Source organism: Pseudoxanthomonas japonensis, from assembly GCF_010093445.1.
In the GTDB taxonomy this organism is placed as follows: Bacteria; Pseudomonadota; Gammaproteobacteria; order Xanthomonadales; family Xanthomonadaceae; genus Pseudoxanthomonas_A; species Pseudoxanthomonas_A japonensis.
Genome location: NZ_PDWW01000038.1, coordinates 17465 through 29196 on the forward strand (window position 1 = coordinate 17465; position 11732 = coordinate 29196).

An 11732-nucleotide genomic window follows, 5' to 3' on the forward strand; every position below is an offset into this window, starting at 1 on the left:
GACATGGGTCAATCGGGTGCGGCACGCCGCCGCAGGCTTCAGCGTCGTGAAGCGACGCGGACGGCCAGGATTGGCAAGTGCCGGGCCCCGCACTAGGCTGGTCGTCGCTACGGAGCGCGGGGACAGGGAGGCGCGGTGATCGGTTACCACGAGGCACTGGCGAGACTGACGGACGGCGCGGGCCGCCTGGCCGTGCAGCAGGTCGCGCTGGCCGATGCGGTCGGTCGCGTGCTCGCCGGCGATGTCGTGGCGACGCTCGCGCTGCCGCCGTTCGACAACGCGGCGATGGATGGTGTGGCGTTGGCGTCGGCGGGCCAGGCCGCGCGGACCGGCAGCGAGTGGGAGATCGCCGCGCGCATCGGCGCCGGCGACCCGCCACTGCATGACGACGCATCCGCGTGGGACATCATGACCGGCGCGTCGCTGCCCGCGCGCGCCGACACCGTCGTGCCGGTGGAGCGCATCGACCGGCTGCCTCCGCACGGTCAGGATCATGCGCCACGCGTACGTCTGCTGGTCGATGCGTTGCCGGGCGCGAACATCCGGCGCCGCGGCGAGGACGTGTTGCCGGGCCAGCGCGTGCTGGAGGCCGGGACATTCATCGACACGGCGCAGCTGATGCTGCTCGCGGGCACCGGCATCGACCGCGTCGAGGTGGCGCGGCGTCCGCGCGTGGCCCTGCTGGCGACCGGACGTGAAATCGTCGCGGCGGGCGAGCCGCTACCGGCGGGCGGCATCCACGATGCGACGTCGCCGTACCTCGCGGCGTCGGTCGCCGCCGCAGGCGCGGAGATGATCCAGGTCTCGCACGTCGGTGACGACGTGGCGAACTTCCAGGCCGCCATCGACGCGGCGCTGTCCCGCGGTGTCGACCTGGTGCTCAGCACGGGCGCAGTGTCGAAAGGCTGCTACGACTTCGTGCCCGATGCGCTCGCTGCGCGCGGCGCCGAACGGCTCTTCCATGGTGTGGCGATGCGCCCCGGCAAGCCCGTGCTGGCGGCACGCCTGCGCGAAGGCGCGATGTTTGTCGGGTTGCCGGGCAATCCGCTGTCGACGGCGGTGGGCTTCCGCTTCCTGGTCGAACCGCTGCTGCGTGCGTGGCTCGGCATGGCGCCCGAACCGGTGCGCCGCCTGCCGCTGGCCGCCGACTGCGACGCGCGTGCGGGCCTGCACACCGCATTCCACGGCACGTTGCGCTGCGATGGTGAAGGCCGTTTGCAGGCCTGCGTCGCCGATGCACAGGCGTCGTTCCGCCTACTGCCGTTCTCGCAGTCGTCAGTGTGGATCACGTTGCCGGAAGACACGGCCCGCGCCGACGCAGGAGCGCTCGTGCAGGTGCATGGGCAGGGCCATCTGCGGGCGCCGTCGTGGATGCCGGCATGACAGGGAGCTGGTGCGCGGTGCTGCTGGCGGGAGGGCGTTCCTCACGCATGGGCACCGACAAGGCGATGCTGCCGTGGGGTGACGGCACGCTGCTCACCCACATGCACGACGTGCTGCGCGCGACGGGGGCGGACCGGGTGATCGTCAGCGGCGACCGGCCCGCTGTCGATGGCGTGCCGGACGTGCTCCCCGACACCGGGCCCATGGGCGCACTGGCCCAGCTTGCGCCGCGGCTGGAGGACGGCACGTGGCTGATCGTGCCGGTGGACATGCCCCTGCTTTCACAGGTGTTGATCGACGCACTGCTGGCGACGAGAACCACCTGCGCCTGCGTTGAAGACCACATGCTGCCGATGGTGTTGCGGATCAATGATGGAGTGCGCGCGGTGATGTCCGATATCGGCAGTCGCTCGGGACGCGAGCGCTCGTTGCGCGCATTGCAGCAGTCGCTGCGCGTGGAGCACCTGCCTGCTGCGCCCTGGCAACGGGCGCTGCGCAACTGCAACACACCGGACGACTGGGCGACATTGCAGACGCTGGCCTGAAACCGCGTCTGCCGATGGCCGGGCATGGCCCGCCACATGAATGTGGTAGCCTGCAGCCGCAGCATCGTCGCACCCAGTACCCACCCGCAAGGTAGGCATCATGGAGCAGAGCGAAGGGACAGCTGTTGCGAGCAAGAAGCAGGAGCGCACCGCGTTCCTGCTGCTGACGGCCGTCATCTTCCCGTTGATGGCGGTGCTGATCGTGGCGGGGTACGGCTTCCTCGTCTGGATGTGGCAACTGCTGTTCTCCGGTCCGCCGACCGGGCCGTGACTGATGGACAGCGCACGCTCCCGCTCGCGTCGTGCCCTGCTGTTTGGCCACGCCGCGCCCGTCCCGCACGTCGTCGTCCTGCGCCCGCCGTGGGCGAGGCCCGACGCCGAATTCTCCGCCGCCTGTACCCGCTGCGATGCCTGTGTGCGCGCCTGCCCGCCGCAGGTCCTCGTGCGCGACGCCGATGGGCTTCCGCGCTTCGATGCGCGGGCCGGCGAATGCACCTTCTGCGGCGACTGCGCGGCCGCATGCGGCAGCGACGCCTTCCTGCCGACCCTCGATCCCCCCTGGACGCTGTCCGCCCACGTCGCGGACACCTGCCTCTCCGCCCACGGCGTGGTCTGCGCCAGCTGCCGCGAAGTGTGTCCCGCCTCCGCCATCCGCGTACCGCCCGCGGCGCGGGGGACCGCGGTAATCGATGCCGATGCCTGCACGGGCTGCGGCGCCTGCGTCGGCACCTGCCCGGTCGACGCCCTTTCCCTGCACCACGCGCCCGCCATGGAGGCCATTGCATGAGTCGTCTACGTCCAGACGCCGACGTCCACATCGCCAGCTTCGTCATCCAGCACCGCGACACGGCCGCGGATGCGCTCGCGGCGATGATCGATGCGCACGACGATCTCGATCTCGCGTTGCGCGGCGGGACGCGCAGCGTGGTGATTTGCGAGTCCGCCGATCGCCATGCGGTGATGGACCGGGTGGATGCGCTGCAGGCCGTGCCGGGCGTGCTCAACGTACTGCTGGTCTACCACCACGCCGAGCCGGCGCATGCGCTCGACGCACCGCTTCCCTCCCTGTCCATCGTGTCGGCGACCGGAGATGCCCATGAGCACACGTCGTGACTTCATCCGCCACAGTGCCCTGGCCACCGCGGCCGCAGCGGCCGGCCTGCCGCTGACCGGCAGCGGCAGCAACGTCGTCACCGAGGGCGACCTGACCACGCTGAAATGGGACAAGGCGCCGTGCCGCTACTGCGGCACCGGCTGCGGGGTGAACGTCGCGGTCAAGGACGGGCGCGTGGTTGCCACCCATGGCGACGTGCATGCCGAGGTCAACCGCGGCATCAACTGCGTGAAGGGCTACTTCCTGTCGAAGATCCTGTACGGCGCCGACCGGCTGGCGAAACCGCTGCTGCGCAAGAAGAACGGCGTGTATGCGAAGGACGGCGACTTCACCACGGTGGAATGGGACGAAGCCTTCGACGTGATGGCCGCGCAGTTCAAGCGCGTGCTGAAGGACAAGGGCAGCGATGCCATAGGCATGTTCGGCTCCGGCCAGTGGACGATCTTCGAAGGCTATGCCGCCAACAAGCTGATGAAGGCGGGCTTCCGCAGCAACCACATCGACCCGAATGCCCGCCACTGCATGGCGTCGGCGGTCACCGGCTTCATGCGCACCTTCGGCATGGACGAGCCGATGGGCTGCTACGACGACATCGAGGCCGCCGACGCGTTCGTGCTGTGGGGCTCCAACATGGCGGAGATGCATCCGATCCTGTGGACGCGGGTGACCGACCGCCGGCTGTCGCATCCTCACGTCAAGGTCGTGGTGATGTCCACGTTCGAGCACCGCAGCTTCGAGCTGGCCGATGTTCCGATCGTGTTCAAGCCGCAGACCGACCTGGTGATCCTCAACTACATCGCCAATCACATCATCCGCAGTGGCAAGGTGAACCAGGACTTCGTCGGCAAGCACACCACCTTCAAGCGCGGCAACGACGACATCGGCTACGGCCTGCGGCCCGAGCATCCGCTGGAGGTCAAGGCGAAGAACGCCAACGATCCGAACGGCGGCCAGCCGATCAGCTTCGAGGACTTCGCCGCGTTCGTGGCGCCATACACGCTGGAGAAGGCGGTCGAGATGACTGGCGTGGAGCGCGGCTGGCTGGAGCAACTGGCCGCGCTGTATGCCGACCCGAAGACGAAGGTGATGTCGTTCTGGACCATGGGCTTCAACCAACACACCCGTGGCACCTGGGCCAACAACATGGTCTACAACATCCACCTGCTGACCGGGAAGATCGCCGCGCCGGGCAACAGCCCGTTCTCGCTGACCGGGCAGCCCTCGGCCTGCGGCACGGCGCGCGAGGTGGGCACCTTCAGCCATCGCCTGCCGGCCGACATGGTGGTGACCAATCCCGAACACCGGAAGCACGCCGAGGAGATCTGGAAGCTGCCGCCCGGCACCATCAATCCGAAGATCGGCTACCACGCCGTCGAGCAGAACCGCGCGCTGAAGGACGGCAAGCTCAACGCGTACTGGGTGATGGTCAACAACAACATGCAGGCGGCGGCGAACCTGCGCGAGGAAACCTGGCCCGGCTACCGCAATCCCGACAACTTCATCGTCGTCTCCGACGCCTATCCCACGGTGACCGCACAGGCGGCTGACCTGATCCTGCCTGCGGCGATGTGGGTGGAGAAGGAGGGCGCCTACGGCAATGCCGAGCGCCGCACGCAGTTCTGGCACCAGTTGGTGAAGGCGCCGGGCGAAGCGCGCTCGGACCTGTGGCAGCTGATGGAATTCTCCAAGCGGTTCACCACCGACGAGTGCTGGCCGGCCGAACTGCTGGCGGCGAATCCGCAGTACAACGGCAAGACGCTGTTCGACGTGCTGTACCGCAACGGCAACGTGGACCGGTTTCCGACCACGGAGATCGAGGCCGGATACGCGAACGACGAATCCGCGGTGTTCGGGTTTTACGTGCAGAAGGGCCTGTTCGAGGAGTACGCGGCGTTCGGCCGCGGCCATGGCCACGACCTGGCACCGTTCGACGATTACCACAAGGCGCGCGGCCTGCGCTGGCCGGTGGTCGAGGGCAAGGAGACGCGCTGGCGCTACCGCGAAGGGGCCGATCCGTACGTGAAAGCCGGCAAGGGATTCGAGTTCTACGGCAACAAGGACGGCAGGGCGGTGATCTGGGCCTTGCCCTACGAGCCGCCCGCGGAATCGCCGGACGACGAATTCAACCTGTGGCTGGTGACCGGGCGCGTGCTGGAGCACTGGCACTCCGGGTCGATGACGATGCGCGTGCCCGAGCTGTACAAGGCGTTCCCGGCGGCGGTGGTCTTCATGAACCCCGACGACGCGAAGGCGCGCGGACTCAAGCGCGGCGACGAGATCATCGTGGCGTCGCGGCGCGGCGAGATGCGCTCGCGGGTGGAGACGCGCGGACGCAACCGCATGCCGCGGGGGGTGGTGTTCGTGCCGTGGTTCGACGCCGGACAACTGATCAACAAGGTCACGCTGGACGCGACCGACCCGATTTCCAAGCAGACCGACTACAAGAAGTGCGCGGTCAAGGTCGTCGCCGCCTAGGAGGCTCGTCATGCAGAACAGGCATCTCTGGATCGCGGTGGGGTTGACGGTCGCGCTGATGGCGCTGGTATTCGTGGCGGGGTGGATGGTGGGGCGACCGGCGAAACACGAGGCGCCGGTGCCGGTGCCGGTGGCGTCCACGCCGGTGGACGCACGCGCGGTGTTCGTACCCGGCGCGGGCCAGATCGAGGCGATCCGTCGCGGTGTACCGATCGACCAGGAAGGGCATCCGCCACCGATGGCGCACGTGGAGAACGCCGACCTGAAGCGGGCCCGCGCCTACCCGATGCAGCCGCCGACCATCCCGCATGCCATCGACGGCTACCAGGTCGACAAGAACAGCAACCGTTGCATGCTGTGCCATGCGCGCGCGAACGCGGCGACGTTCCAGGCGCCGCCGGTCAGCGTGACGCACTACATGGACCGCGACGACCAGTTTCTGGCGACGATCTCGCCGCGTCGCTATTTCTGCAACCAGTGCCACGTGGTGCAGACCGACGCGCCGGTGCTGGTCGCCAACCAGTTCCGCGATATCGACAGCGTGCTGTCGACGCCGCCGACGGCCAAGGAGTAGCCCATGTGGTCACGGATGAAGCGGGAAGGGCTGGCGTTCTGGCGCACGTTGCGGCTGCCCAGCCGGCACTACAGCCTTGGCTTCTTGACGGTGGCCGGCTTCTTGGCGGGCGTGATCTTCTGGGGCGGCTTCAACACGGCACTGGAAGCCACCAACACCGAGGCGTTCTGCACCAGTTGCCACGAGATGCAGGACAACGTGTTCGAAGAGCTGAAAACCACCATCCACTACAGCAACCGCTCGGGCGTGCGTGCGACGTGCCCCGACTGCCACGTGCCGCATAACTGGACCGACAAGATCGCGCGCAAGATGCAGGCGTCCAAGGAAGTCTGGGGCAAGCTCTTCGGCACCATCAACACGCGCGAGAAGTTCCTCGACGAACGCCTGATCCTGGCGACGCACGAGTGGAACCGGCTGAAGGCCAACGACTCGCTGGAGTGCCGCAACTGCCACGACTATGATTCGATGGATCTGACCCGCCAGGGCTCGCGCGCCGCGCAGGTGCATAAGCTGTGGCTGGGCACCGGCAAGAAGACCTGCATCGACTGCCACAAGGGCGTCGCCCATCACCTTCCGAACATGGAACGAGTCCCGCAAGGGTAGGCATGCCTAGTGCATGGGCTAGTTGACAGCACAAGATCGATGTCTGCTTCTGGCCGGAAGCGGACATGGGCGTAAAGACATCCACTTCCGGACAGAAGCGTAAAGCAGCTGGCTCCTGAGCAGCGCCGGGCCGCGAAGCGTCACCCGCTCTGACGAATTGACAGCTCCATCAGCGGGGTGTGACCGTCTCGCCGGGTTTCGTGATCTGTCCGGATGCAATACGCCACGTTGAGTCCTCCTTGACCGCGACCAGCATCACCGCATTCCCGGGCGACGTGAGTGTGCCGTCGGTTTGGCGAAACGGGGCATGGAAAAGAACAACGGCAACGCCGGGCGCTATCTCGCGCGAAGTGACGCTGACTCTATCGATCGCCAGCGTCGTGTGTCGCGCCCAGCTTCGGTGCGCCCTGTCGAGATCCGCAACGACCGCAGCCCGGCCGTCCAGTCGTGAATCCACGGTAGGAACCCAGTACGCGTCAGTGGTGAAAAGCTGCTCGAACTCCTTGGCGTCATGGCTGTTCCAAGCCGCAACAAACCCGTCCGAGAGCGACTCCGGACCAGCAGCTACACGGTCTTCCGCCTGCGCGGCGGCGATAGACGCAGCGAGCAGTGTGAACAGAGCGAATGTCTTCATTTGTGTTGCTCCCGAAGAGAGAGGATTCCAATCGGAGGCCTGACGCCAGAACGGATCGCTCCACGCGGGCCACGCCCCACCATCTTACGGGCAGCCGAGGCTCAGGCGAGTCCGCCTTCGACGCGAAGCAGTCGTCGACTTATAGCTACGCACTTTCGCGCAGTAGCGGAAGGGAATCCACGTCGGAACAGAAGGCTTACATCGGCATATTCCCGGTTTCGTCGCCTGTCGGTGTGCGCGACGCCTGGTAAATGCCAGGATCGCCGCGTCTCAAGGGTGGCGGGGAGCAGGGCTTGCGCGTAACGAAGGAGGACTTGCCCGTTCGAGAAGAGCGGACCGGTGCTGAAGGTGTCGCGCTTCCGGCGGGCCAGTTGCCTGCTCGCCGTGCCGGCTGCGTGGGCACTGGAGAGATCCTCGCGCTACCCAGTGGCGTGCAGCTGGCGCGACTGGTACCCACGATCCCCGCCAGAGAGTTGCCCAGGCATTCGCACGAAGAGGCGCACCTGATCCTGGTGTTGAGCGGGAAATACATCACGTCCGCCCAGCGTGGTCCTTCTGCCTGTCCGGAAGGCGCTCTCATCTACAACGCGCCCGGTACCACCCATCGCGACAGGTTTCATGACCTGAAGGGTGAGTTCGTCACGATGATGATCCCGGAATCATTGAGGTTGCAGTGGGGGGGGCGCCTGGATCGTGGCGCGCGCCATGTCGGCCGAACGGGCCAGGCGCTGGCTTCGGGAATTGCCACCACCATGATGTCGTGGCAGGACGACGATGTCAGCCTGGCCCAGGTCCTGCTGGACGAACTGCTGGCCGGGATCAGTGGACCGGAGGACGACGTGCGGGGCACGCCAGGATGGATGCTCTTGGCAGAGGCCTACCTGCGGGATCTGCACGACAGGCCTGCCGACATGGCCCGGCTCGCGAGTATCTGCGATGTCCATCCCGTCCATCTCGCTCGTGTGTTCCGGATGCGGCACGGATGCACGCCTGTCGAATACTCGAGGAAACTTCGCCTTGAGCGCGCCGCCGCAGAACTGCTCCGAGGCAATGACTCCATCGCGGAGGTCGCGTCGGCCTTCGGGTTCTCCGACCAGAGCCACTTCCATCGTCTCTTCAAGCGCGCATACGGCCGCTCTCCCTCCCTCTATCGACGGTTTGGCTGAATAGCCATGTTGTCGCCGTGCAAGCCATGCGGCACTGAGCAGACCATCATCCATCCAGTCCCTTCGGCCCTACCTTCAGGATTTCCGCATGTACGCACGCCTTTGTAGCGCAGTCATTCTTCTCGCCCTTCCCATGGCAGTCATCGCTAGCGACAACACGTCGCAGGACTGGCCGATGGCCGATCCGGTCAAGGCCGGCCTGGATCCGACCGCGTTTGCCGAACTGGAGCGCGCGGTCGGCGCCGGTGAGTTCAAGCAGATCACGAGCATCCTCGTCGCCAGGGATGGGGCCTTGGTCTACGAACGCTACTTCGACGAAGGTGGGCGCGATGCGAGACGCAACACGCGTTCCGCCACCAAGACGGTGGCCGGCATGCTGGCAGGCATTGCGATCGCCGAAGGAAAGATGGCCGGGCCCGATGCTCCTGTACTTCCGATGCTGAACCGAGCACCTCCCGCCAATCCAGATGCGCGCAAGCAGACGATTACGGTCGAAGACCTGATGACCATGTCGTCGCTGCTCGAGTGCGACGACTGGAACCAGTGGTCGCGCGGCAATGAGGAGCGGATGTATCTGATAGAGGACTGGGTAGGGTTCTACCTGGACTTGCCCATGCAGGGGTTTGCCGCCTGGATGACGCCTCCCGAACGGGCGCCCTACGGTCGTAGCTTCCGCTACTGCACCGCCGGCGTCACGACATTGGGTGCCGCCATTCAGGGCGCTACCGGCGTCCCGCTTCAGGACTATGCAAGAGACAGGTTGTTTGGTCCCTTGGGCATCGACGCGCCCGAGTGGCAGTTCTCGCCTTTGGGTCTGGCCCAGGCGGGCGGCGGCCTCGGGTTGCGCAGCCGAGACCTCCTGAAACTGGGCGAGCTTTATCGTCGCGGAGGGAAGTGGGAGGGCCGTCAGCTGGTGCCCGCCAATTGGGTCGCCGAATCCGTGAAGCCGCATGCACGCATCGAAGAAGGGATCGACTATGGATACCTGTGGTGGCTCCATCATGAGACCAGCGCCGGCCGGTCGTTCGACTCCTATGCCATGAATGGCACGGGAGGAAACACGGTGCGCGTATTCCCGAAGGAGCGGATGGTCGTGGTCATCACGACGACCAACTATCAGGTGCAGAACGCCCCAAGGCTTACATTCCAGCTTCTCAACCAGAAGCTCTTGCCCGCGATAAGGTAAAGGCGACGTCCGCTTCTGGCCGATAGCTGACATTCTGACGATTGCCTTGTTGACGACCCTTGGCTGACTGAATTCGAGAGCGGACCTTGCACATTCGGCCTACCTGTTCCCCGGCCGGGGAAACGCCGCGGCGCATCTGTCTACATGGCAATACGTTCGGATCGTCGCGTCATGGGTGCTGCCGTAGGACTGGATCGGCACGCCTACGGGACTCGCATCATGCGACGCACCAAAGCGTCGCTGATCTAACGCCGAACCAAGAACCTCAGCGCAGTCCAGATCCTTTGGGACATACCAAGCTCGAGAACACGGTCAGATGCCTGAGTATCGAGGTTGCGGACGCTCCGGAGATCGCTGAGCAGACCGAAGCCCAGGTCGAAATGTGGCGGCCCGGCGCGTCCGAACCAGGCCGGCTTCCGGCCATGAGCGGAGCTGGGGCCCGGAAGACTTGATTGGGCATGTTCCAGCCTTGACTCCCGCCACAGTCCGGTCCGGAACACCTTATGCTTGAGCCTAGCCATTTGGCCTTATCACTTAGCTGGAAAAAAAGGGGGCACCATGGGTTCAAGCCACATCCGGGCGGTTATCGCTGCCACATCGGTGCTGCTCTCGCCCTGTGCGAGCACGCAGCAGGACACCAGCATTGAATCCAGCTATGCCGCACTGTGCGCTACAGCGGCGACGCAGCAGGACGAGACGTGCGTAGCGCTTGCGCGCGCGATTGCTGAGAAGGGGCGCACGGCCTCTCTTATCGCGGAACCGGCACGCCCTGTGCTCGATCGCGCCGTCTGGGGTGTCTATGCCGACTTGGTCGGCCGCACGATGGCGTTGGGCAGCACCGACAGCCCTGTGTTCGCCAAGGTCGACTATTCGTTCAAGGATGGGAAGATCCGCGAGAACTGGACGTGGTACGGCGCCGACGCGCGCGGTTCGAAGGAGACCACCATCATTGAGGCAATTGCCGACGCCGGCCTGCAGGCCACGAACGGCGCGGGTGTGAAGTTTCCCGCCAGGGCCGCGGCGGATGGCACGGTGGTGTTCGCCAAGCGCACGCTCGTTGGCCGAAGCGAGTTCGGCTACTACCCAACCCCCAACGGGCTGGAGCGGCGGACAAGCTATATGGGCACACAGACCGTCGAATACATGTCGCCCTTCGATGCAAGCCGCGAGGCGGGCTACAAGGAGATAGCCGCCGCCAACCGGATCGAGTTCGAGCGGCGCAAGAGGGAGCGCAGTGACGCGCAGTTCCAGATGATCGGCACGCTCGTGAATGGAGCGGCGCAGGGCTATGCCGAGGCCAAGGAACAGCAGGCAGCGGCTGGTAGCGCCATCGGGGTGCTGCCGGCGCAGCGCGCGATGCCCGCACCCGCCGTGACGGCAGCTTCGTCGTTGGGTCCCGTCGCCGGACCGTTAGCGGGCGCAACTGGCGGCCAGCCGCTGCGGTTCGTCTTATCGATCGGTCTCATGCCGCGTGCCGGCGACACCGTCAACCCGACCTGCTACTCGAATGTGATCACACGACCGGGCCCGCCGGGCTGGGGACAAGGTGGATTTCTGCCGGCGGGCGCGGGTGAGGCGGCCAGGGAAACGGTGGAGTCGCTCAAGGCTACGTTTATCGCCGCTTGTCGCAGCGCCTCAGGGCGCGAGGTGACCAGCGAGGGCGACTTCCACTGGACGTGGAACGAATTGAAGGCTGGCGAGGCGCAGATGGCAGCCACGCGTGCTCAGTACCGCGAGGATGTCACGGTCAATTTGTAGTCGCGGACGCAGGTGTCGAGCTAAGTCTGCCGTGGTCTCCGCGCCACTGACGTCTCGATTGGGCTGGCTCAGCAAATGTCGCCTTTCGACCCAAAGCAGACGTGCGCCACATGATGGCGCTTCGCCGTCCATCTAAGCCATTTAATCGGATGGGGTATCCTCAGCCCCGGCCTCCTGCTGATCCCAGTAGGTTTTGACTTCGAGCATTCTTGGCAGGCACGTTACGAACGCATCGACTATGGTCGGGTCGAAATGCGTCCCCCGTCCTTCCTTGATCTTGGCGATCACCACGTC

The 11732-nt window shown here is 65.8% G+C and carries 12 protein-coding genes; 11 read left to right on the forward strand and 1 reads right to left on the reverse strand.

Going from position 1 to position 11732, the window contains the following annotated elements; genetic code table 11:
• The first annotated feature begins 135 nt into the window (after positions 1–135).
• The 8 genes from CSC78_RS18075 to CSC78_RS18110 all read left to right on the forward strand — a co-directional run bounded on the left by CSC78_RS18075 (position 136) and on the right by CSC78_RS18110 (position 6694).
• A complete protein-coding gene (locus CSC78_RS18075; protein WP_162339257.1) occupies positions 136–1383 on the forward strand; it encodes a molybdopterin molybdotransferase MoeA in 1248 nt (415 codons plus the stop codon).
• Positions 1380–1928 (forward strand): molybdenum cofactor guanylyltransferase, encoded by a 549-nt coding sequence (gene mobA, locus CSC78_RS18080; protein ID WP_162339258.1) that lies wholly within the window; start codon positions 1380–1382, stop codon positions 1926–1928. Before CSC78_RS18075 ends, mobA begins: the two co-directional genes overlap by 4 nt.
• Positions 1929–2028: 100 nt before the next feature.
• Entirely contained in the window at positions 2029–2199 is a 171-nt protein-coding gene (napE, locus tag CSC78_RS18085) for a periplasmic nitrate reductase, NapE protein (RefSeq protein WP_162339259.1), read from the forward strand.
• A 3-nt stretch (positions 2200–2202) separates the two neighbouring features.
• Positions 2203–2715, forward strand: a complete 513-nt coding sequence (gene napF, locus CSC78_RS18090) for a ferredoxin-type protein NapF (RefSeq protein WP_162339260.1) — start codon at positions 2203–2205, stop codon at positions 2713–2715.
• Entirely contained in the window at positions 2712–3041 is a 330-nt protein-coding gene (locus CSC78_RS18095) for a chaperone NapD (RefSeq protein ID WP_162339261.1), read from the forward strand. Before napF ends, CSC78_RS18095 begins: the two co-directional genes overlap by 4 nt.
• A complete protein-coding gene (gene napA, locus CSC78_RS18100) occupies positions 3025–5517 on the forward strand; it encodes a periplasmic nitrate reductase subunit alpha (protein ID WP_238391337.1) in 2493 nt (830 codons plus the stop codon). The genes CSC78_RS18095 and napA overlap by 17 nt, the downstream gene beginning before the upstream one ends.
• Before the next feature lie 10 nt (positions 5518–5527).
• A complete protein-coding gene (locus CSC78_RS18105; protein WP_162339263.1) occupies positions 5528–6091 on the forward strand; it encodes a nitrate reductase cytochrome c-type subunit in 564 nt (187 codons plus the stop codon).
• A 3-nt stretch (positions 6092–6094) separates the two neighbouring features.
• Positions 6095–6694, forward strand: coding sequence for a NapC/NirT family cytochrome c (locus tag CSC78_RS18110; protein ID WP_162339264.1), 600 nt, complete (start codon positions 6095–6097; stop codon positions 6692–6694).
• Between the two features lie 169 nt (positions 6695–6863).
• On the opposite strand, the gene CSC78_RS18115 is transcribed toward CSC78_RS18110, so the two are convergent.
• The gene (locus CSC78_RS18115) at positions 6864–7328 is read right to left on the reverse strand and encodes an SgcJ/EcaC family oxidoreductase (RefSeq protein WP_162339265.1); all 465 of its coding nucleotides are present in this window, start codon (positions 7326–7328) and stop codon (positions 6864–6866) included.
• A gap of 293 nt (positions 7329–7621) precedes the next feature.
• Between CSC78_RS18115 and CSC78_RS18120 the strand changes: the two genes are divergently transcribed.
• The 3 genes from CSC78_RS18120 to CSC78_RS18130 all read left to right on the forward strand — a co-directional run bounded on the left by CSC78_RS18120 (position 7622) and on the right by CSC78_RS18130 (position 11438).
• Positions 7622–8494 (forward strand): AraC family transcriptional regulator, encoded by an 873-nt coding sequence (locus CSC78_RS18120; protein ID WP_162339266.1) that lies wholly within the window; start codon positions 7622–7624, stop codon positions 8492–8494.
• 88 nt (positions 8495–8582) lie between these two features.
• Positions 8583–9680, forward strand: a complete 1098-nt coding sequence (locus CSC78_RS18125; protein ID WP_162339267.1) for a serine hydrolase domain-containing protein — start codon at positions 8583–8585, stop codon at positions 9678–9680.
• A 558-nt stretch (positions 9681–10238) separates the two neighbouring features.
• Positions 10239–11438: a hypothetical protein gene (locus CSC78_RS18130; protein WP_162339268.1), complete on the forward strand. Its 1200-nt coding sequence runs from the start codon at positions 10239–10241 to the stop codon at positions 11436–11438.
• Positions 11439–11732 lie beyond the last annotated feature (294 nt).